Origin of the sequence: Cytobacillus praedii, assembly GCF_001439605.1 — a bacterium.
Classification (GTDB): domain Bacteria; phylum Bacillota; class Bacilli; order Bacillales; family Cytobacillaceae; genus Cytobacillus; species Cytobacillus praedii.
Map to the genome: position 1 here is coordinate 341 of NZ_LMBX01000042.1, position 21675 is coordinate 22015.

Annotated in this window: 18 protein-coding genes; 2 read left to right on the forward strand and 16 right to left on the reverse strand. The window is 40.6% G+C overall.

What is annotated here, in order from left to right:
- Positions 1-299: 299 nt before the first annotated feature.
- The 7 genes from ASU02_RS24545 to ASU02_RS24575 all read right to left on the reverse strand — a co-directional run bounded on the left by ASU02_RS24545 (position 300) and on the right by ASU02_RS24575 (position 10929).
- The gene (locus ASU02_RS24545; RefSeq protein WP_057768053.1) at positions 300-1448 is read right to left on the reverse strand and encodes a CamS family sex pheromone protein; all 1149 of its coding nucleotides are present in this window, start codon (positions 1446-1448) and stop codon (positions 300-302) included.
- Positions 1449-1461: 13 nt separating this feature from the next.
- Complete coding sequence (gene ligA, locus ASU02_RS24550; RefSeq protein WP_057768054.1) at positions 1462-3468, reverse strand: NAD-dependent DNA ligase LigA; 2007 nt, start codon at positions 3466-3468, stop codon at positions 1462-1464.
- Positions 3469-3741: 273 nt separating this feature from the next.
- Positions 3742-5967 (reverse strand): DNA helicase PcrA, encoded by a 2226-nt coding sequence (gene pcrA / locus ASU02_RS24555; RefSeq protein WP_057768055.1) that lies wholly within the window; start codon positions 5965-5967, stop codon positions 3742-3744.
- A 115-nt stretch (positions 5968-6082) separates the two neighbouring features.
- On the reverse strand, positions 6083-6790 hold the full coding sequence (pcrB, locus tag ASU02_RS24560; protein ID WP_057768056.1) for a heptaprenylglyceryl phosphate synthase: 708 nt from the start codon (positions 6788-6790) through the stop codon (positions 6083-6085).
- A 901-nt stretch (positions 6791-7691) separates the two neighbouring features.
- Positions 7692-8003, reverse strand: coding sequence for a YerC/YecD family TrpR-related protein (locus ASU02_RS24565; protein ID WP_057768057.1), 312 nt, complete (start codon positions 8001-8003; stop codon positions 7692-7694).
- A 25-nt stretch (positions 8004-8028) separates the two neighbouring features.
- A complete protein-coding gene (locus tag ASU02_RS24570) occupies positions 8029-9090 on the reverse strand; it encodes a DUF3048 domain-containing protein (protein WP_057768060.1) in 1062 nt (353 codons plus the stop codon).
- Positions 9091-9186: 96 nt separating this feature from the next.
- Positions 9187-10929, reverse strand: coding sequence for an adenine deaminase C-terminal domain-containing protein (locus tag ASU02_RS24575; RefSeq protein ID WP_057768062.1), 1743 nt, complete (start codon positions 10927-10929; stop codon positions 9187-9189).
- A 170-nt stretch (positions 10930-11099) separates the two neighbouring features.
- On the opposite strand from ASU02_RS24575, the gene ASU02_RS24580 reads away from it, so the two are divergent.
- Complete coding sequence (locus ASU02_RS24580) at positions 11100-11384, forward strand: YgaP family membrane protein (RefSeq protein ID WP_057768065.1); 285 nt, start codon at positions 11100-11102, stop codon at positions 11382-11384.
- A gap of 56 nt (positions 11385-11440) precedes the next feature.
- Entirely contained in the window at positions 11441-11554 is a 114-nt protein-coding gene (locus tag ASU02_RS27315; RefSeq protein WP_328158976.1) for an EYxxD motif small membrane protein, read from the forward strand.
- On the opposite strand, the gene purD is transcribed toward ASU02_RS27315, so the two are convergent.
- The 9 genes from purD to purC form a co-directional block, all read right to left on the reverse strand.
- Entirely contained in the window at positions 11532-12803 is a 1272-nt protein-coding gene (purD, locus tag ASU02_RS24585) for a phosphoribosylamine--glycine ligase (protein ID WP_057768068.1), read from the reverse strand. The genes ASU02_RS27315 and purD overlap by 23 nt on opposite strands.
- 25 nt (positions 12804-12828) lie before the next feature.
- Complete coding sequence (gene purH / locus ASU02_RS24590) at positions 12829-14364, reverse strand: bifunctional phosphoribosylaminoimidazolecarboxamide formyltransferase/IMP cyclohydrolase (RefSeq protein ID WP_057768070.1); 1536 nt, start codon at positions 14362-14364, stop codon at positions 12829-12831.
- Entirely contained in the window at positions 14361-14945 is a 585-nt protein-coding gene (gene purN / locus ASU02_RS24595) for a phosphoribosylglycinamide formyltransferase (RefSeq protein ID WP_057768073.1), read from the reverse strand. The genes purH and purN overlap by 4 nt, the downstream gene beginning before the upstream one ends.
- The gene (gene purM, locus ASU02_RS24600; protein ID WP_057768075.1) at positions 14942-15979 is read right to left on the reverse strand and encodes a phosphoribosylformylglycinamidine cyclo-ligase; all 1038 of its coding nucleotides are present in this window, start codon (positions 15977-15979) and stop codon (positions 14942-14944) included. The genes purN and purM overlap by 4 nt, the downstream gene beginning before the upstream one ends.
- A gap of 355 nt (positions 15980-16334) precedes the next feature.
- Entirely contained in the window at positions 16335-17750 is a 1416-nt protein-coding gene (gene purF, locus ASU02_RS24605; protein ID WP_057768078.1) for an amidophosphoribosyltransferase, read from the reverse strand.
- Entirely contained in the window at positions 17735-19951 is a 2217-nt protein-coding gene (gene purL, locus ASU02_RS24610; RefSeq protein WP_057768081.1) for a phosphoribosylformylglycinamidine synthase subunit PurL, read from the reverse strand. Before purL ends, purF begins: the two co-directional genes overlap by 16 nt.
- Positions 19935-20621 carry a phosphoribosylformylglycinamidine synthase subunit PurQ gene (gene purQ, locus ASU02_RS24615; protein WP_057768084.1) on the reverse strand — a complete coding sequence of 229 codons (687 nt, stop codon included), beginning with the start codon at positions 20619-20621 and terminating at the stop codon, positions 19935-19937. The genes purL and purQ overlap by 17 nt, the downstream gene beginning before the upstream one ends.
- Positions 20618-20872: a phosphoribosylformylglycinamidine synthase subunit PurS gene (gene purS, locus ASU02_RS24620; RefSeq protein ID WP_057768088.1), complete on the reverse strand. Its 255-nt coding sequence runs from the start codon at positions 20870-20872 to the stop codon at positions 20618-20620. The genes purQ and purS overlap by 4 nt, the downstream gene beginning before the upstream one ends.
- Positions 20860-21585, reverse strand: a complete 726-nt coding sequence (gene purC, locus ASU02_RS24625) for a phosphoribosylaminoimidazolesuccinocarboxamide synthase (protein WP_057768091.1) — start codon at positions 21583-21585, stop codon at positions 20860-20862. Before purC ends, purS begins: the two co-directional genes overlap by 13 nt.
- Between the last annotated feature and the right edge of the window lie 90 nt (positions 21586-21675).

Sequence of the window (21675 nt, forward strand, 5' to 3'; positions counted from 1 at the left end):
TTTTAAACCAGTTAAATAGGCTTGATGATTTTCTTCCAATTTAAAATTAGTAAATGGTTCATGTTTGTATGGTTGTACCAAAGTTTCCGCCTCCTATGTATTAAAGCTACACCCTTTTTACCAGATGTTATCCCTTTTAAGGTTAGTATATCTCTTAAAAAGGCTCCCATTCCAACAAGCTTATCTTATCATGTTTCATTTCACTTCTTCAAACATTCTGTGTAAATGAATACTATATTACACAAATAATTGGAGATGATATGTGATTCTTACAATCAGTCATATTATCCCCAATTTCCTTATTGATATATATGAACAAATGGCTCGTTTTGGTCTGCTTTACGGACAATGAGCCCTTCTGGACCATTCACTGACGAAACTTCTACTTGCACAGATATATAAGCAGGAAAATGTTTCACGACAAGACCAGTAACATATTGGGTGAAACCAACCGCTTCTGCTTTTCCATAGAATTGAATGGGAATACTAATATTAAGCTGCTTCAGCTGTCCATCTGCATAAAACGCCTTCCCTATTACGCCATTAAAATTTGGAAAATAAACTTCTACATCTTGTTTAAAATTAAGAAAAGCATTTAAATCATCTCGATGACTTTCAGATGCTTCAGTTGATGGGAATTGAAGATACTCCTCTTTAATTTTTTCCCATCCCCCAAGGTTTGCACTTCCTTTTTCTGCATTTGCATAAGTAAAGAAAGTACCCGGAACAACTGATGTCCTGCTTTGTTGTTCAAATAATGCAATTGTAATAGGAACATCCTTTAGATCATCCATTTTACGTAATCGATTCAATACTTCATCGGCAACACGTTTACCCTCTTTTTCTAATTCTGCATGGGGAATTTTGGTCTCATACCAAGCGCCAAATTTAACTTTTTGATAATAATAAACCGAGTTCAAAGCTAGACCAACAACTACTCCCCCTAATTTATACTTTCCCTCATCATTTTTCACATAATAATCATGCTCTAAAACGTGTGCAAGGTATTTAGGCGTTTCTTCTTTTCCATCATCTGCAGGATTAAGGCCGATATTTTCTTCTTCCTTCATTTTTTTTTCCTTTAATTGCTCGGCTGTATACTTACGATTTAGCCAACCTTTGATTTGCTCACTTTCAATAAATTGCCCTTCCTGAAATACATATTTATCAGGATCAAAAGTATTCTTTGCTACTCTCATTAGCCCTGTTTCAAATTCAGAAAGATTATATTTTGAATTAATATTATTAACAACTAGCCCTCTTGACTTACTTGGTTTGAAGGGCAGAATTGTTTGATAGTCATTATCTGATATTTTGTAGTTTGGTATGATCGCTTTCTCTTTTGCATCTTCTGTATCCTGAACGACCTCCTCCTGCTTATTAAAATTCGGCGCACAGCCTGTAAGCAGAAGAATAAGAGATAGAGAAAGCATTATTATTTTTTTCATGTCATTCCACCTCTTACACATTTAATTCTTCAATCAGTCTCTCCTCGTCCCAAACCTCAATCCCTAATTCCTGTGCTTTCGCAAGTTTTGATCCTGCATCTTCCCCTGCGATAACAATATCTGTCTTTTTGCTGACACTCCCTGAAACGTTGCCGCCTAGCGCTTCGATTTTGTCTTTCGCTTCATTTCTCTTCAGCTTTTCTAATTTCCCGGTTAGCACGACTGTCTTTCCAGCAAAAATCGATTCTGACTGCTCAACAGATACAGGCTTTGGTCCAGTGTAATCCATATTAACCCCAGCAGCTTTTAGTTCATCTATCAGTGCCTTTACTTCGTCTAAATCAAAGTAACTGACAATAGAATCAGCCATTTTTTCTCCTATTTCATTAATGGCTGTTAATTGTTCGTAGTCAGCTTTAATTAATTCATCCATAACACCAAATTGCTGGGCCAATGTTTTTGCAGCTTTCGCTCCAACATGCCGAATCCCAAGACCAAATAATAGTTTTTCAAGAGAGTTCACCTTAGAGTTTTCTATAGCTTCCAGCAGATTATTCGCAGACTTTTCACCCATGCGTTCAAGTCCAATAAGCTGTTCAAAGGTAAGCTTGTATAAGTCAGCTACATCCTGAATGAGATTTTCTGAAAATAATTGGCTGATTACTTTTTCACCAAGACCATCAATATTCATCGCATTGCGTGATACGAAGTGGATTAAACCTTCTCGTATTTGTGCTGGACACTTCGGATTTATACAGCGCAAAGCAACCTCGCCATCCAGACGGACGAGTTCACTTTCGCATTCTGGGCAGTGAGTTGGCATATGAAACTCTACTTCTTCTCCTGTTCTTCGTTCTGCCAAAACATTTACTACTTCTGGAATAATATCTCCAGCCTTTTTTATAACCACTTGGTCGCCAATTTTGATATCCTTCTCACGAATAAGATCTTCATTATGAAGAGAGGCACGTTGAACCGTTGTTCCTGCTACACGCACAGGATCAAGGATTGCGGTTGGTGTAATCACACCTGTTCTGCCCACACTCAAATCGATTGACCTTAATGTCGTGACAACCTCTTCTGCTGGAAACTTATAAGCAATGGCCCACCGCGGGCTTTTGGCTGTTGTTCCTAGTTGCTCCTGATCTTCAAGAGAATCGACTTTAATTACAATACCATCAATATCATACACAAGATTTGGCCGCTCGATTGTCCACTTCTCAATATATTCAAGCACTTCATCTATAGTAGCGCACTTTTTTCGTTCCTTATTTGTCTTAAAACCAAGAGTATCCAATAAATCAAGTGCTTCGCTATGTGATTCAACACCCGTTTCACCCGTATCTGACACCCCATACAGAAACACATCTAGATTTCTTGAAGCTGCAATTCTCGGGTCAAGCTGTCTTAAAGAACCTGCTGCTGCATTCCGGGGATTAGCAAAGGCTTCCTCTCCCTTTTCTGCCTTCAGTCTATTTAAAGCCTCAAAGGAACGTTTCGGCATATATGCCTCTCCACGTACTTCCATGGATAAATCTTTATTTAAGCGCAAAGGGATGGAACGGATGGTTCGTAAATTTGCGGTAATATTTTCACCTATTGATCCGTCTCCGCGCGTTGCCCCGAGAACAAATAAACCTTCTTCATAACGTAGGGAAACTGCTAATCCATCGATTTTCAATTCACATACGTATGAAACATCTTCTCCCGCAGACTGTCGAACTCGGCGGTCAAAGTCCCTAAGATCCTGTTCATTAAAGGCATTTCCCAGACTTAGCATTTGAGATTGATGCTGTACTTTTTCAAACATGTCAAGGATTTCTCCACCAACCCGCTGAGTTGGAGAATCTGTCGTTTTCAGTTCGGGATATTGGGTTTCTATTTCTATCAATTCTTTAAGCAGCCGGTCATATTCTGAATCAGGAACAGATGGCTGATCTAGAACATGGTACTCATAATTATATTGATTAAGCAATGTTTGTAATTCTTTTACCTTTTTTTCAGCAGTCTGAAGGTCCATATATCCAACCCTTTCTAGATAAAGTGAAACACAATCTCTGGGGATTTCCGGACGCATAGTGTACTGGTCCAGGAGTTGCGCCTCGTGTTTTTAGTCTATCTTCATCCCCAATGATTGTTAGTTGAACCAATCACGCTTAGAAATGCCACTTCTTGTGGCCTTCGCCTGACTAGAACTTCGGGCATTTACAGGCTTTTAGATTCCCCTCTTAGATTTTTTGTTCCTACAGCTTCTTGAAGCAGGGGTCTTACAGCCTTTTAAACTGCGATAACATTAGCCTTTTGTAATCGGTGCAAATTTAGCCAATAACCGTTTTATGCCAATAGGTTTTGGGAAAGCAATATCAAGCTCAGTGCCCTCTCCATCCCCTTTAACACTAACAACTGTCCCTGTTCCCCATTTGCCGTGGACGGCTTTATCGCCAACCTTCCATCCGATTTCATCTCCGCCAGTAGCATTCACCGCAGGGCGAATAACAGGCTTTCTTTGCGGCTGTCTTGAATTTGCAGTGCCAAATGAAGTTGTCCCGAAAGGAGAGGCTGTTTTTTGAACAGGCTGCAAGCCGTCTAATAATTCTTCAGGAATTTCTTTAATAAAACGCGATGGCAGATTCATATTGGTTCGTCCGAACAACGTACGCATCTGAGCATTCGTAATAAACAGCTCTTCCTCTGCTCTTGTAATTCCCACATAAGCAAGCCGGCGCTCTTCTTCCATCTCTGCTTCTTCCATTAATGAGCGGCTATGTGGAAATACGCCCTCCTCTAAACCAATTAAAAAGACAACAGGGAATTCAAGCCCTTTCGCTGAATGAAGGGTCATTAAAACTACCGCATCCGCTTTTTCTCCATCATCATCTAATTTATCGATATCAGCGACAAGCGCTAAATCCGTTAAAAAGGCAACAAGGCTCTTGTCTTCACTGCCTTCTTCAAAGTTTTTAGTTACGGAGAGAAATTCCTCTAAGTTTTCGAGTCGGCTTTGTGCTTCAATTGATTTCTCCGCAACAAGCATTTCTCTGTAGCCTGATTTCTCCAATATTTCCTCGACAAGCTCCGTTACAGACAGGTATTCCTGCATTCGAGTATAATTTTTGATTAGATCCCTAAATTCAGCTGCTGCTTTTGTTATTTTTGGACTTAGTCCAATTAGATCGATTGAATCCAGCGCATCAAACATCGTCATTTCATGGAGCAAGGCGAAATTAGCAATCTTATCAATGGAACCAGAGCCGATTCCTCGCTTTGGTACATTAATGATCCTTTGAAGGCTGATATCATCATCAGGATTGGCAATTAAACGCAAGTAGGCAAGAATATCCTTAATCTCTTTTCGATCATAGAACTTGATTCCGCCAACAATTGAGTACTCCATATTCGATTTTAGAAGCACTTCCTCCATCACACGTGATTGTGCATTCGTTCGATATAGAATGGCGATATCAGATAGATTTCGATTCCCTTCACGCATCAATTCTTTAATTTTCCCAACAACAAATTGTGCCTCACCTTGTTCACTATCCGCTCGGTAATAGAAGATTTTATTTCCTTCCATATTTTCCGTCCAAAGATTCTTCGGCTTCCGATTCATATTCCTTCCGATGACTTCATTGGCCGCTTGAAGAATTCTTTTTGTAGATCGGTAGTTTTGTTCAAGTAAAATGACCTGAGCATTTGAATAATCCTTTTCAAATGAGAGAATATTGGCAATATCAGCCCCACGCCAGCGATAAATGGATTGGTCTGAATCACCGACAACACAAAGATTTCTAAAACGTGCAGCAAGAAACTTTACGAGCATATATTGAGCTCTATTCGTATCCTGATACTCATCTACGTGAATATATTGGAATTTGCGCTGATAATATTCAAGTACTTCTGGCACCCGCTGAAATAATTGAATCGTTGTCATAATAAGATCGTCGAAATCTAATGCATGATTTCTTCTCAGTCTTTTCTGATATTCAGTGTATACATCACTGATTACATTCTGGAAATAGTCACCCGCTGTTTTAGCGAATTCCTCAGGTGTTGTTAACTCATTTTTTGCTGAGCTGATTGATCCGAGTATAGCACGAGGATCAAACTTTTTCGGATCGAGGTTTTTATCCTTTAATATTGATTTAATCACTGATTGCTGATCCGTCGTATCAAGAATTGTGAAATTCCGGTTAAAGCCAAGCCGATCAATGTCTCTTCTTAAAATCCGTACACACATTGAGTGGAAAGTAGAAATCCAAATTTCGTCCGCTGCTCCACCCATCATTCTTTGAATACGTTCTCTCATCTCTCTTGCGGCTTTATTCGTAAAGGTAATCGCCAAAATATTATAAGGGTTTACTCCTTTTTCAACCATTAAATAAGCGATTCGATGCGTTAATACTCTTGTCTTTCCACTGCCTGCCCCTGCCATGATTAAAAGGGGGCCATCTGTTGCCTTAACCGCATGCTGCTGTTGAGGATTTAATCCATTTAACAGTTTATCTGATAAATAATTCATCGACTTTCTTCACCACCATACAAACATATGTTCTTAATCTGATTCTAAAGCTTCTTCTATTGTGAATCAAGTTCTATGAAAGAGCTTTTTTTATAAAATATCTCCGAACACAAACCTAACTGATTTGTCCTAAAAGTGTATTTTTCACTGCGGGTACTGTTTTAAGTGCAGCATTTACATCTGTATATATAATGTTTCCAACGACTATGACATCCGAAGCTGCAGCCATTTCCTTCGCCTGCTCTTCTGTCTCAATCCCGCCGCCGTAAAACAATGTAGTCTTCTCTAACATTTTTTTCACTTCTGTTACTGTTGCTGGATCGCCATATGTTCCACTATATTCCAGATAAAAAATCGGCAGCTGGAACATTTTTTCTGCCATCATCGCATATGCTTTGATCTCATCTTGCGATAACCCAGTCTTCGCATTTGTAAGTTGGGCTGCCTTGCACTCTTCATTAAGAATACAATAGCCCTGAACTAAAATTTCTTCCCAATTCATCACTTCACCAAATTCTTTAACTGCCTCATGATGAAGTCCTGTAATCCATTTTGTATCCGTGCTATTTAAAACTGTCGGAATAAAATAGAAATCAAATCCTGGTGTAATTGAATCAATCGTAGATACTTCAAGTGCGCAAGGAACAGTATACCTGCGTACTCGTGACATTAAGTCCAGCACTTTTTCTAAAGTAACGCCATCCGTTCCACCAACAATTATCGCATCTGTTCCAGATTCACAAATCTTTTCTAAGTGTTCATCAGAAATACTTTTATTCGGATCGAGCTTAAACACATGTCTCCACTCGCGAACATTATACATCCATACTTCCCCCATTCTATCATTCCATTCCACCATTATATCATTAGTATTATGATGAAAAAAGTAATGCGCAGACGCCTTAATTAGTACTGACAATCATAAGAGAAACTGGCAGGATGTGGTGATTGATCAGCCTGTATGATACACGGCTCAGTTGGGCTTTCTCACACATAGGTATAACCTTTTTGGTATATCAGCTCGTGTTTGGGTTTTCATTCTTTTTATGAGCGACCTTTTCTCGGGTTGCCTGCTCTTTTTGGGCCTTCATCCCTCTTATGAACGACCTTTTCTCGGGTGGACTGCTCTTTTTGGGCCTTCATTCCTCTTATGAACGACCTTTTCTCTGGAATCCTGCCCTTTTTGGGCCTTCATCCCTTTTATGAACGACCTTTTCTCGAGTAGCCTGCTCTTTTTGGGCCTTCACCCTTCTTATGAACGACCTTTTCTCGGGAATCCTGCTATTTTTGGGCCTTCATCCTTCTTATGAACGACCTTTTCTCGAGTAGCCTGCTCTTTTTGGACCTTCATACCTCTTATGAACGACCTTTTCTTTGGAATCGTGCTCTTTTTGGACCTTCATCCCTCTTATGAACGACCTTTTCTCGAGTAGCCTGCTCTTTTTGGACCTTCATCCCTCTTATGAACGACCTTTTCTTTGGAATCCTGCTCTTTTTGGACCTTCATCACCCACTCGAGGAAAGCCTTAATCCCCTTTATAAACTATATTCTAACGACAACTTTTCCATAATTATCATTAAAACAAGAGAGCAGTTTACTTCCTTGTTACAAGTAAATCAAAAAAGCCTGAAACAATGAATGTTCCAAGCTTTCTTTCGCTTAACCTGCTAACAGACTTTTTATAAGCGGACTGCACCCTTACAAGTTCGTCCTAGCCATAAAATTATTCTGCTGTTTCAGCGTCTTCTTTTTTTATCCGTTCTAATGCCATTTCATATGCATCATTTCCGTAGTTTAAGCAGCGCTTGACGCGAGAAATAGTTGCTGTACTTGCTCCAGTTTCTGTTTCAATTTTATGATAGGTTTTCCCTTCTCGAAGCATGCGGGCAACCTCTAATCGCTGGGCAAGGGACTGAATCTCGTTGACCGTACATAGATCGTCGAAGAAACGATAGCATTCTTCTAAATCCTTTAACGATAAAATTGAATTAAAAAGCTGGTCCAGTTCTTTTCCTCTTAATTTATCAATTTGCATGCATGTATCCCCTTTTATTTAAAATCTATTCCTTCACATCGAAAGAAACCGTTTGTTCTAAACCCGGGCTGGAAGGAATGATATTGATCCATGTTTTACCAGGCACTAATCCTGCTTGTTTCTCATTTATTGTAGGAAGAATTTTCCCATCAATATTTTCCCACTTGACTTCTTTCCATTTTCCCTTTTGAAGCAGATAGGCTCTTCCTCCAGAAGATAAGTCTATTTTTCTGCGCCCTGCATTATCAATCACTTTATGATTAGTTTCAACAATAAATATATTATCCAGCAATACAGGTTCTTCAGACTCGTAATCCTTAGTCAATTCACCATTTGTATAGCGTTTATATTTTTCAAGTGCTTCATCATATTCATAGATGGAATTAAAAACATTATTGTTAAAATAAGATACCATAACAGATGAAGCGTCTTCCCCATTTAGTTCCCCTAATTCACTTGTATTCAAAAAAGTGAGTGGAGATGGAGCTTCATCCATTTCATAGCTTCTTTTCTCTGCTCCCTTTCGTATATTCTCAAATGATATATACGAATTATGAGGTGCCTTTCGGAAGCTTGCACGCTTAAATAGTGTGCCATCATAAGTGATCCCATTTAAGTTGTCGATATAGCCCTTATCAAGCATATCTTTCGCCTCTGGACTATATCCATGGGCAATATATAGACTGTCATACCCTTTGGCTAATTCGATATAATAATCTCTAGCGCTTCGAACAGGACCAACCTTTTCTGGTTGCTCGCTCTGGTAAATGGCGAGAAACCTGGTGATATTCCCTTCTGCCAATAATTCATAAACGATATCTGCTTTCTGAAGTCCTGATTGCGGCCGTGCCTTTGGATCATTATTGATCATAACTGCAACGGCTCGGCTACCAGATTTACTTTCTGTTCTAACACCAGTTAAAGGAAATTGATAAGGAAGTTCTTCTTTATTCGTACCTTCTTCTGGTTCGTCTTCCGGAATCTCGGTCATTTCATCTTCATTTTCAACGGCTGTGTTGTCATTCTTGGTGCAGCCTGCAACTAAAAGTAAAGCAACAATTGAAACAGCCATCCATCGATTAAACATAGAGCACCTCGGTATTTGATCTCGTCATCTATATAAGCTGAATATGTTGCAACATTATTTAAACTTATTGGCAAATCTCTAAAACTCTTTTATATTTTAACGCATTATCGTTGGAAAGAGTACTGTTTTATTCATCACATCATACATCCCCTGCTGCGTCATTCGAATATATGGCAAATGTGTGGATGAAAAAAATAAAAGCGAATAAATCGGATCGGCAAATTGATAGCCTCTTTCTCGCAAATAGGCAAGAAGCTTCTTTTCTTGTTCAATTAAATTCTCCACTGGTTGATCGGACATAACACCTTTCACCTTTAGAGGAATTTCTTGTACAATTTTCCCCTTTTCAGAGACAACAATGCCGCCTCCTAATTCCTTCATTCGATTAAAAGCATCCATCATGTCTTTTTTATTTTTTCCAATCAATATAATATCACCTGTATTTGAAAACGAGCTAGCTAAGCCATCTAAACGACTAGCAAATCCCTTCAATAATGTATTCATCCGCCATTTTCCATTTTTATCGATTAGCATGAAAAAACATTCATCGTTCGAATCATTCAATCGTTCAACTGAGGCATCAATCGATATGGAATACGGTTTGGTAATAACGGCATTTTCCATTTTGATTCCGAATGGCATGGAAAATTGGAGATCGTCTACATAAAGATTCCAATTAATCGTTAAAGGTTCAAATCCTTTATCTTCCCATGAAACGTCAGGATAAGCATCCATTGGCAGCCCATCTCTTTTCACCCATTTCCCCTTTGCCAGCACGGAAATTGGTGTTGGGTTTGTTTCACAAGCAAGGAAATTAATATTCGCTACTCTTCCAGTTGCAATCGCTCCGTGAAGATGATTGATTTGATAATAGCGAGCAATATTAATTGTCCCCATATTATAGGCGTCAATCACCGGAACTCCCTTTTCAATGGCAATCCGAATCATATGATCGATCATTCCTTGCTCATAGAATGAAGAAGTAGAACCATCTGTTGTAAAAATAATCTGATCATAATAATTGATGCCAAGCTCATGCATTTCATCCAGCAGCACTGGCAGATCTGGGCGGATAGAAGAATACCGTAAAGATACGGTGTAGCCCTGCATTAATCGGTTATAAACTTCCTTCCCAGTCATTGCCTCATGATCACAATCAGCACCTAGCAGCATTAGCTTAGCCAGCGTTTTTTCTGATGCTCCCGGGAAATGCCCTTCAATTTTCTTTCTCATTCTCTTCGCTTCTTGAATCCAATGAAGCATTAAATCGTCACCGGCTAATAATTTCGGCCAGCCAGTCAGCTCTCCCCCCTGCAGAACATCCTCATGCTCTAGCCATGATTTAACATTCCGATTGGAAAAGATCACTTCTTCATTTTGAATTTCTGTCTGTGCATCAAATCTGCACCACCAGTACATGGTGGAAGGAAGATTCTTTAGTTCACTTAAAAATGTGAATGCTCTATTTTTATCCATCTGCAATGCAAGAACCATATTATCATTTATTAACGTTGTAGTACCAAACTGAGATGCATAGCTCGCAAACGAATGGGGATTATATAATTGAAACGGGTGGGCATGGGGCTCTATATAACCTGGAACAAGCAATAAGCCTTCACAATCCACAACTTCACAATTTTTGATGGTTTCAGGCAGCATTTCCCCCACATAAACGATGCGGTCATCATATATCCAAATATTTGCCGTCATCCATTTACGAAAGGCCTGATTAAGATAGCGCGCATTTTTAAGCAGCAGCGTTGGGGAAAGTTTTCCATCTAATACAGAAACATGATCACGTAAATATTTATTTTTCCAACGGTAACGCTGTTCCGGCACAAGAATCCCTCCCTCTGGTTTCTATATTTATCTGTTGTTGTGACAGTTAAAATGGCTCTAAATCAAACAAGAAAGCCCTTTCATAGCTTGTTTTATATTACCATAATTCACTATTTAGCGCATTAAAGAAATAAAAAAGTTTATGAAATATTCAAGAGGAGGGTAAAGAAATGAATATCAAACCGAATATCGGGATAGTCAATGCATTAATCCGCATTACTTGTGGGCTCACACTAGTGGCTTGCAGTACAGCAAAGCTTACCAAAAAGCCTTGGCGCGAATCATACATGATTCTGGCTTTTCTTGGGGCAATGAAAGTAGCTGAAGGAATTGTACGCTTTTGCCCAATAACTGCTCTCTTCGAGAATAGACAAGATCTTCTTGGTTCAAAGAAACAAAATGAGAACGGAGAAGAAGTCGAAATCAGCGATATCCTTCCGTATAACCCATCGTAAAAGTATTGAAAATAGCCCCCATCAAATTGGGGGCTTCATAAAAAGGAGCGATTCATATGTTTTGGGAGTATTTAACCGATATGTCTTTTGTATTGATTGCATTGATTGGCAGTATCGTTGCTTTGCTGTTTGTATTTATTCGAAAATCTAATAAACGGCGTGCTGAATAGCCCGATGCCCAATATCCTTGCGATAGAAGATGCCTGTGCAATGAACCTTCTTTAATTCGGTGTACACCAATTTTTGTGCTTCTTCCAGTGTCTTTGCCTTTGCACCTGCTAGTAGAACACGTCCGCCATTAGTGATGAATTGACCTAAATTATCTTTTTCAGTCCCCGCATGGAATACGTAAACATCGGAATTAATTTTATCTAGTCCTTCCATTACAGCACCTTTTTGGTATTCTTCCGGGTATCCAACAGAAGCTGCAACAACACCAAGCATCACTTCATCATCCCAAATGATTTCAGGTATTTTCCCATTGATTACACTTAGCATGACTTCAGCTAAATCCGATTTCATTCTTGGAAGGATAACCTGGGTTTCAGGGTCTCCAAATCGCGCATTAAATTCAATCACTTTTGGACCCGATGCTGTAATTATTAATCCTGCATATAAAATACCGCAAAAGTGTCTGCCTTCTTGAACAAGTGCTTTAGCTGCCGGCTGTAATATCGTCTCCACAGCCTCTGTAATTATTTCATCACTTATATGCGGCACAGGTGAATAGGCTCCCATTCCGCCTGTATTCGGACCTAAATCCCCATCGTATGCACGTTTATGATCTTGTGCAATTTCAAGAGGAATAACAGCCTCCCCATTTACGAATGCCATAAGAGAAATTTCCTCACCTGTTAGAAATTCCTCCATGACAACTGTTGACGAAGCATTACCGAATCTTTCATCTAAGAGCATTTCCGTAAGACTATCTCTCGCTTCCTCCATTGTCATTGCGACAGTAACACCTTTTCCAGCCGCTAAGCCATCCGCTTTAATAACAAGCGGTGTCCCTTTTTCCTCCAAATATGAAAGAGCCTCCTCATAGTTGGAAAATACCGCATACTCAGCTGTCGGAATCTCATATTTCTTCATTAATTCTTTAGCGAATGACTTACTTCCCTCTATGACAGCAGCTTCTTTCATAGGACCGAAAACAGTTAATCCTTCATACTGAAAACGATCCACAATCCCTTCCAACAATGGAACTTCTGGACCAATTACCGTTAATCCAATGTTGTTCTCTTTTGCAAAATGGACAAGCTTGTCTTGGTCTTTTTCCTGAATATCCACTAACTGAGATACATCTTCCATTCCTGGATTTCCGGGTGCTACAAATACTCGCTCTACAGTTGGACTTTCAAATAGCTTTCTGCAGATTGCGTGTTCACGTCCGCCTCTGCCAATAACTAATACATTCATTTCTAGCACACCCCCAAAGATTCAATTAATGCTTAAAGTGTCTTACCCCAGTAAAAACCATAGCAATTCCATACTCGTCTGCTTTTTTGATTGAGTCCTCGTCTCTTACAGAGCCGCCTGGCTGAATGATTGCTGTAATTCCTGCCTTTGCCGCTGCTTCAACGGTGTCATCCATTGGAAAGAAAGCATCAGATGCCATAACCGCTCCAGCAGCCTTTTCACCTGCCTGTTCAAGGGCAATTTTTGCAGCACCCACACGGTTCATTTGGCCAGCACCAATCCCAAGCGTCATGTCTGCATTATTCACAACGATTGCATTTGATTTCACATGTTTGACCACTTTCCAGCCAAGCTTGAGCGCCTTCCATTCCTCTTCAGAAGGCTCCCTCTTTGTTGGTACAGATACGTTAGAATGATCTAATGTGAACTGATCGTATTGCTGAACAAGCAATCCGCCTTCAACCGAAGTAAGTCTAATTTCTTCCTTTCCATCTGTATGAAAAGGAATAGTTAATAATCGAAGATTCTTTTTCCCCATTAATATTTTCAGAGCTTCTTTTGTAAAAGCTGGGGCAATAATGATTTCAAGGAAAATTTCATAAAGCTTTCGGGCCGTTTCTTCATCAACCTCCCGATTAAATGCAATAATTCCGCCAAAAATAGAAACTGGATCAGCTGCAAACGCTTTTGAGAACGCATCATAAACGGTAGTTCCGCTGCCAATTCCACATGGATTCATATGCTTCACTGCAACAGCAGCAGGCTCCGTAAACTCTTTAACGATTTGCAGGGCAGCATCGGCATCATTAATGTTATTATAGGAAAGCTCTTTTCCATGAAGCTGCTCTGCGTTTGCAATTGAAAAGTCAGAACCGAGGGGCTTACGATAGAAAGCTGCCTTTTGATGCGGATTTTCCCCGTATCTTAACGATTGTTTTCTTTCAAAGGTAACAGTAAGCTTTTCTGGCGCTTCCTCATTTACAAGGTTTGTCATATAGTCTGCAATCAACGCATCATAGGCAGCTGTATGACGAAAAACCTTTGCAGCAAGTTTTCGGCTGGTTTCCTTTTCAACTTCACCAGCATCCTTTAATTGAGATAAAACAGTTTCGTAATCTGCTGGGTCCACAACTACAGTCACATATTCATGATTTTTAGCCGATGCCCGCAGCATGGCAGGTCCGCCGATATCAATATTTTCAATCGCATCTTCTACCCTTACATCAGGCTTTGTGATTGTCTGCTGGAAGGGATATAAGTTAACGCAGACAATTTGGATGGGCTGAATATTATGTTCGTCAAGCTGTTCCTTATGGGCAGGCTCATCAAACTTAGCTAGAAGACCCCCGTGAATCATCGGATTTAGTGTTTTTACACGCCCCTCCAAAATTTCTGGGAATCCCGTTACATCACTCACTCCGATTACAGGAACGCTACTTTCCTCTAATGCCTTTTTCGTTCCGCCAGTTGATATTATTTCAAAACCTAATTCACTTAATTGCTTGGCGAATGCTGTAACACCTTGTTTATCGGATACACTGATAAGCGCTCGTTTCTTCATCTGTCATCCTCCTGACTAGTTGTAAATAATCGCTGCAATACTTGCGGGTATAATTTATGTTCTATTTCATGTATTTTCGCTTGTAGACTTTCAATTGTTTCCTCTTTACTAATCGGAACAGATTGCTGAGCAATAATTGGACCAGTATCCATTCCTTCATCAACGAAATGAATGGTTACTCCACTCTCTTTAACATTCGCGTTCAGCGCTTGACCGATGGCATCCTTTCCTGGAAAGGCTGGCAAAAGAGAAGGATGAATATTAATAATCCTGCCCTCGTAGTTTTTAAGAAGCGTTGGACCGATTAAGCGCATATAGCCTGCAAGGACTACATAATCAGCTTCTAATTCTCTTAATTTCTGTAAAATCTCTGTCTCGTACTCTTCTTTACTCGCATACTCTTTTGCCGTAAATACAAACGATGGGATATTTTCCTTTATCGCTCTCTCAATGCTGTATGCTTCTTGGCGATCACAAACGAGCAGCTTAATGACTGCAGATAGCTTACCTGCCTTTACAGCATCTACAATCGCCTGAAAGTTTGTACCGCTCCCTGAAGCAAATATGGCGATATTTCTCATTGGTTCGCCTCAGATATTTCAACACCTGGTCTCTCTACTACTTTACCAAGGACATAAGCGTTTTCCCCTAAGCTATTAAAATGAGCGATTACTTCATTTGCTATTTCCTCATCTACTGCAACAACCATACCGGTCCCCATATTAAAAATATTGTACATTTCCTTCCGATCCAGTTCACCGATCTCTTCCATCAATCTGAACACAGCCGGCACATCCCAGTTGCTTTCAATCAGTTCAGCACCTAATCCATCAGGGAGCATACGGGGGATATTTTCAATAAAACCGCCGCCAGTAATATGAGCCATTCCTTTAATAGGAAATTTATCCAAGGCTGATAAAATCGATTTCACATAGATTCTTGTCGGACGCAGTAATTCCTCCCCTAACGTACAGCCGAATGCATCGACATACTCTGTTAATCTCATATTTGCTTTCTCGAAGAATAGCTTTCTAACAAGTGAATATCCATTGCTGTGGATGCCACTGGAAGCAAGCCCGATTAATACATCACCTGACTTAATCGTTGAGCCATCAACCAGTTTTGATTTCTCGCAGGCACCGACAGAAAACCCAGCAAGATCATATTCTTCCTCACTATACATGCCTGGCATTTCCGCCGTTTCTCCGCCAACAAGTGCACATCCCGCCTGTTCGCAGCCTTCAGAAATCCCCTTAACAATGGCCTCAATTCTAGCTGGTTCTGCTTTTCCGCAGGCAATATAATCTAAGAAATACAAAGGCTCTGCACCTTGTACAACAATATCATTTACACACATTGCAACTGCATCAATCCCGATTGTATCGTGTTTATCCATCTGAAAGGCAAGCATCAATTTCGTTCCGACACCATCCGTACCTGAAACAAGCACAGGTTCCTTTAATTGTAAGACGGATAAATCAAACATCCCGCCAAAACCGCCGAGACCACCTAGCACCCCTGGGCGGATGGTTTTTTGTACATGCTTTTTCATACGAGAAACAGCTTCGTATCCTGCTTCAATATCCACACCGGCTTGTTTATAAGCATTTGCCATTATATTATCCTCCTATAAGAAAAGCGCAAGCGCCTTGATCATCGCCGTTCAAACTGAAGGTTCTCCTCAATTTATCTGCTGTTCCTTGCCCCTCGAGGCCATAAGCTGAAAAAGTACGCCTCGCCGCAGTCCATCTTATGCAAGACGTGGCTATACAGTCGCCTTGCCTTTTAATGAAAGAGAGAAAAACACGGTGAGCGAGAGTGAACCGATGTTAACTTGTCGAAGGAAGGAGACCCTGAAGTTTGATAGGCAATAGTCCACTTGTGCTAGACAATTCTCCAGCATTATATTTTTTACATTTTTGAAAAGAAAAACGACATCTTGCCAATGCCGCTTTCCTTTTCATATGTCATTAAACAGTGGGAACCTTTTCCTCAGAAGAGACAGGGTAGATCTCCGTTGGATACTTGCCAGTAAAGCATGCAAGGCATGAGCCGCGCGTTTCCCCGTCTTCCTTTCGCCCAATCGCTTCTACCATCCCTTCTACACTAAGGAAGGTGAGCGTATCTGCACCGATTAGCTCTCTAATTTCCTCAACGGAGTGATTAGCAGCAATCAGCTCTTCTTTTGTAGAAGTATCTATGCCATAGAAACAAGGATTTTTAATCGGCGGTGAGCTAATTAATACATGTACCTCTGTTGCACCTGCTTCCTTCAACATAGAAACGATTCTCCTGCTTGTCGTCCCGCGAACAATCGAATCATCTACCATAATGACTCTTTTCCCTTCGACCACACCTCGAACAGGAGAAAGCTTCATTTTCACTCCCTGCTCCCTCAGTGATTGGGAAGGCTGAATAAATGTACGGCCAACATATTTATTCTTGATTAGTCCCATTTCGTACGGAATCCCAGAAGCCTCCGCATAGCCAATCGCAACCGAAATGCTGGAATCCGGAACACCTGTAACAACATCTGCCTCAACCGGGACCTCAATGGCTAATTGTTTGCCAAGGTTTTTTCTTGCTGTGTGAACATTAATGCCGTTAATATTGCTGTCTGGACGGGAAAAATAGATATATTCCATTGTGCACATAGCAATATTCGAGGCAAATGCAAACATTTCAGAACGGAATCCTTGATCATCAATAATAAGTAATTCACCAGGCAGCACATCGCGTACAAATTCAGCGCCAACGATATCAAAGGCACATGTTTCTGATGCGACAACATATGCGTCACCAATTTTCCCTAAAGAAAGCGGCCTCATCCCGTTTGGATCAAGGGCTACCATCAATTCTGTTTCTGTCATAATAAGAAATGCATAAGCCCCTTTAACCATGGATAGTGCATTTTTCACTCTATCTTTAAAGGAAGAGAATCCGCCACGTTTAATTAGATGAGCCAGCACCTCTGTATCAGAGCTTGTTTGAAAAATACTTCCTTGAGCCTCGAGCTGACTCCGTAATGCAGTGGCATTAATTAAGTTCCCATTATGGCAAAGAGAAAGGCTCCCGCTTTGAGAATTAAACAGCAGCGGCTGGACATTTTCATAACCGCCACCTCCTGCTGTCGCATACCTTACATGTCCGATAGCAGCGTTTCCTTCCAGTTCTTGAATTGCTTCAGAAGTGAAAATTTCTGAAACAAGCCCTTCTCCTTTTTTCCCCTTCAATTTCACTCCATCTGTTACAACAATTCCTGTACCTTCTTGACCGCGGTGCTGCAGGCTATGAAGACCGTAATAAGTAATTTGCGAAGCTTCAGGATGTCCCCAAACACCAAAGATGCCACATTCCTCATTCAATCCTTTTATTTCAGCAAGCATGGGATTGCTCCTTTCCAGGCTTCTTTCAATGCTTCAACCTGCTCGGCAAGCACAAGCCCTTCTTCTGAAGAAATTTGAAGGACAGGCAATTCCGTAACTTCTCCAATTAACCTAGCATCTACTAAGCTTTCAAACGCTTGCTGATGCTCCTTTTTTACTGAAAGCAAGAAACGGGATTGGGATTCACTGAACAATGCAGATACTGTATTACCTGCAATTTTTATATTTGCTCCAAGATTGCCGGAACCGAATAGACTCTCCGCTGCCGCAACAGCCAAGCCGCCTTCTGCCACATCATGAGCGGAAGCAACAAGCCCTTCACGAATGGCATGCAATACTTGTTTCTGGAATTTAACTTCCTTTTCCAAATCAAGTTCAGGTGCCTTACCGAATATCTTTCCATATGTGAGTTTTTGCAGTTCACTGCCGCCAAATTCATCCTTTGTTTCTCCTAAAAGATAAATAAGATCTCCAGCTGATTTAAATGTTTGAGTTGTTGCATGTTCAATATCTGCAACAAGACCAACCATCCCAATAACTGGTGTAGGGTAAATAGCGGCGCCACTTGTTTCGTTATATAATGATACATTTCCGCCAATAACAGGGGTGTTTAAAGTACGGCAAGCTTCACTAATTCCATCAGCAGATTTTTCAATCTGCCAGAAAATTTCTGGCTTTTCTGGATTCCCGAAATTCAAGTTATCGGTAATAGCCAAGGGCTCACCGCCAGAACAAACAATATTTCTTGCTGCTTCTGCGACAGCAATCTTTCCCCCTGTTTCCGGATCTAAGTACATATAGCGTGCATTGCAATCCGTTGTCATTGCTAGGCCTTTCCGTGTTCCGCGAATTCGGATCACCGCAGCATCAGATCCAGGAGCAACTACCGTATTCGTACGCACCATATAATCGTATTGGTCATAAACCCACTCTTTGCTGGCAATTGTCGGCTGCTGAAGCAATTTAATCAGCGTTTCCTTATAATCAGCAACTGCGGGAATTTCATTTTCCATCGCCTGGAATTCACGATAATATTCAGGCTCACGAGATGGCTTATGATAGACTGGCGCCTCTTCTGCAAGAGCATCCGCAGGAACATTTGCTACGATCTCTCCGTTATGGATAAGGCGAAGCATTTTATCATCTGTAACCGTTCCAATTGCTACCGCTTCAAGATCATACTTGGAGAACAGATCCACAATTTCTTGCTCCCTGCCTTTTTTCACGACAATTAACATTCTCTCCTGTGATTCAGAGAGCATCATTTCATAAGCAGTCATACCAGTCTCCCGCTGCGGGACAAGGTCGAGATTCATTTCAATACCCGATCCTGCCTTACTCGCCATTTCAGCTGATGAGCTTGTCAAACCCGCTGCCCCCATATCTTGAATACCTACTAGGGCATCTGACTTCACAAGTTCTAGACACGCTTCAAGTAAAAGCTTCTCCATGAAGGGATCACCTACTTGAACAGCGGGACGCTTTTCCTCTGATTGATCAGTTAATTCCTCAGAAGCGAAAGTAGCTCCATGAATGCCATCGCGGCCAGTTTTTGCTCCTACATACATCACTGTATTGCCAACGCCATGTGCCTGGCCTTTTTGAATATCCTTATGGTCAATTAATCCTACACACATCGCATTGACTAATGGGTTACCCTCATAGGCTGGTTCAAATTGTATCTCCCCACCGACTGTCGGTATTCCAATACAGTTTCCATATCCGGCAATACCAGCAACCACTTCTTTAAACAGGTACTTCGTACGTGCATTGTCCAGCTCCCCAAAGCGTAAGGAATTTAGCATAGCAACAGGACGTGCACCCATTGAAAAGACATCACGGATAATTCCGCCAACTCCTGTAGCCGCTCCTTGATAAGGCTCGATCGCTGAAGGGTGATTATGGCTTTCAATTTTAAAAACAACAGCCTGCCCATCACCGATATCAACAATCCCTGCTCCTTCTCCCGGTCCTTGAAGTACTTTTTCACCAGTTGTTGGGAACTTTTTCAACACCGGCTTCGAGTTTTTATAGCTGCAGTGCTCTGACCACATAACAGAAAAGAGGCCGATTTCTGTATAATTTGGCAGACGCCCGAGAATCTTTTCAATCATCGCAAATTCTTCATCCGACAATCCCATTTCCTTGTATACCTTCTGTGCCTTTAATTGTTCTGGATTTGGTTCAAGCATTAACGACATGTGCTTCCCTCCATTGTTTTACGATCGATTGAAAAAGTTTCAAGCCATCTGCTCCTCCTAAAAGCTCATCTACTGCTCTTTCAGGGTGTGGCATCATCCCAAGAACATTTCCTTTTTCATTGATGATACCGGCAATATCTTCTAAACTTCCATTTGGATTGCTGCCATTATATGTGAAAACTATTTGGTTATTTGCCTTTAATTTAGCCAGTGTTTCTTCATCACAATAATAGTTGCCTTCACCATGTGCGATTGGGATCGTAATCACTTCATCTATTTCATAAGTAGATGAAAACATCGTTTGATTGTTTTCAACCTTCAGTTCCACTTGGCGGCAAATAAACTTCAAGCTTTCATTTCTTCTCATAGCACCTGGCAGAAGTCCTGCTTCTAATAAAATTTGAAAGCCATTGCAGACACCTAAAACCGGCTTTCCTGCTTCTGCTGCTTTCACAACCTCTTTCATGACATTGCTAAAACGGGCAATGGCACCAGAACGGAGGTAATCCCCATAAGAAAAACCACCTGGAAGAAGAATGCCATCAAAATCATCTAGGTTTTTTCTATCATGCCAGACATACTCCACCTCAGCGCCGAGCTCATCCTTTACAGCATGATACATGTCAACGTCACAATTGGATCCAGGAAAAACAATGACCGCAAATCTCACTGAGCAACAGCCTCCTCAATTTCATAACGGTAATCTTCAATGACAACATTGGCTAACAAACGTTCACACATTTCCTTTACCATTTCTTCAACAGGACGATCAGACTTTTCAATCGTCAATTCCATGTATTTACCGATGCGGACATCTGAAACTTCTTGATAATTTAGCGAGTGCAGTGAGCTTTTCACTACCGTTCCTTGAGGATCTAGCACACTTTCTCTTAACGTGACGAATACCTTTACTTTGTACATACTGATTGGCCTCCCAGTCTAGCTAAAATATTTTCATAAGCATCTGTCAAATTGCCAAGTTCTCTGCGGAATACATCTTTATCAAGCTTCTCATTCGTTTCGATATCCCAAAGTCTGCATGTATCAGGCGAAATTTCATCTGCCAGCAGAATCTGTCCTTCTTGATCTTTTCCAAATTCAAGCTTAAAGTCGACAAGCCTAATGCCAAGCTCTTTGAATAATTCTGATAACACGTTGTTCACTTTCAATGCCTTTTCTTTTAAAATTGCGACTTCTTCTTTGCTGGCAAGCGTAAGGACTTCAATATGGTCCTCCGTTAAAAGGGGATCTCCTAATTGATCATCCTTTAAATAAAACTCTACGATGGGTCTTACGAGCGGTGCACCTTCTTCTACTCCCAAACGTTTAGAGAAGCTTCCAGCAGAAATATTACGAACAACCGTTTCAAGTGGAATAATCTCTACCTTTTTTACAAGCTGCTCCGTATCTGAAACCTTTTTAATGAAGTGGGAATCAATCCCAAGCTCTTTAATCTTCGAAAATAGCAAACTAGTAATCTCGTTATTCAAATGGCCTTTCCCGGTAATGCTTGCTCTCTTCTCTCCGTTAAAAGCAGTTGCAGAATCCTTGTACTCAACCCAAACAATATTCTCATCATTTGTTTCATAAATTTTCTTAGCTTTGCCTTCATATAACAATGTTCCTTTTTCCACTTGGAAAGCCCCCTATTTTAAGAAGATTAGGAATTTTTTTTTTATAAAAGAGACAAGAAAAGCTCTTACCTCTTATTTTTTATAAGATAC

What these genes read in the sequence shown, in the direction of transcription:
- ASU02_RS24545 (WP_057768053.1), bottom strand. Translation starts at nt 1,448, where the DNA reads ATGAAAAAAATAATAATGCTTTCTCTATCTCTTATTCTTCTGCTTACA.
- ligA (WP_057768054.1), bottom strand. Translation starts at nt 3,468, where the DNA reads ATGGACCTTCAGACTGCTGAAAAAAAGGTAAAAGAATTACAAACATTG.
- pcrA (WP_057768055.1), bottom strand. Translation starts at nt 5,967, where the DNA reads ATGAATTATTTATCAGATAAACTGTTAAATGGATTAAATCCTCAACAG.
- pcrB (WP_057768056.1), bottom strand. Translation starts at nt 6,790, where the DNA reads ATGTATAATGTTCGCGAGTGGAGACATGTGTTTAAGCTCGATCCGAAT.
- ASU02_RS24565 (WP_057768057.1), bottom strand. Translation starts at nt 8,003, where the DNA reads ATGCAAATTGATAAATTAAGAGGAAAAGAACTGGACCAGCTTTTTAAT.
- ASU02_RS24570 (WP_057768060.1), bottom strand. Translation starts at nt 9,090, where the DNA reads ATGTTTAATCGATGGATGGCTGTTTCAATTGTTGCTTTACTTTTAGTT.
- ASU02_RS24580 (WP_057768065.1), top strand. Translation starts at nt 11,100, where the DNA reads ATGAATATCAAACCGAATATCGGGATAGTCAATGCATTAATCCGCATT.
- ASU02_RS27315 (WP_328158976.1), top strand. Translation starts at nt 11,441, where the DNA reads ATGTTTTGGGAGTATTTAACCGATATGTCTTTTGTATTGATTGCATTG.
- purD (WP_057768068.1), bottom strand. Translation starts at nt 12,803, where the DNA reads ATGAATGTATTAGTTATTGGCAGAGGCGGACGTGAACACGCAATCTGC.
- purH (WP_057768070.1), bottom strand. Translation starts at nt 14,364, where the DNA reads ATGAAGAAACGAGCGCTTATCAGTGTATCCGATAAACAAGGTGTTACA.
- purN (WP_057768073.1), bottom strand. Translation starts at nt 14,945, where the DNA reads ATGAGAAATATCGCCATATTTGCTTCAGGGAGCGGTACAAACTTTCAG.
- purM (WP_057768075.1), bottom strand. Translation starts at nt 15,979, where the DNA reads ATGGCAAATGCTTATAAACAAGCCGGTGTGGATATTGAAGCAGGATAC.
- purF (WP_057768078.1), bottom strand. Translation starts at nt 17,750, where the DNA reads ATGCTTGCTGAAATAAAAGGATTGAATGAGGAATGTGGCATCTTTGGT.
- purL (WP_057768081.1), bottom strand. Translation starts at nt 19,951, where the DNA reads ATGTCGTTAATGCTTGAACCAAATCCAGAACAATTAAAGGCACAGAAG.
- purS (WP_057768088.1), bottom strand. Translation starts at nt 20,872, where the DNA reads ATGTACAAAGTAAAGGTATTCGTCACGTTAAGAGAAAGTGTGCTAGAT.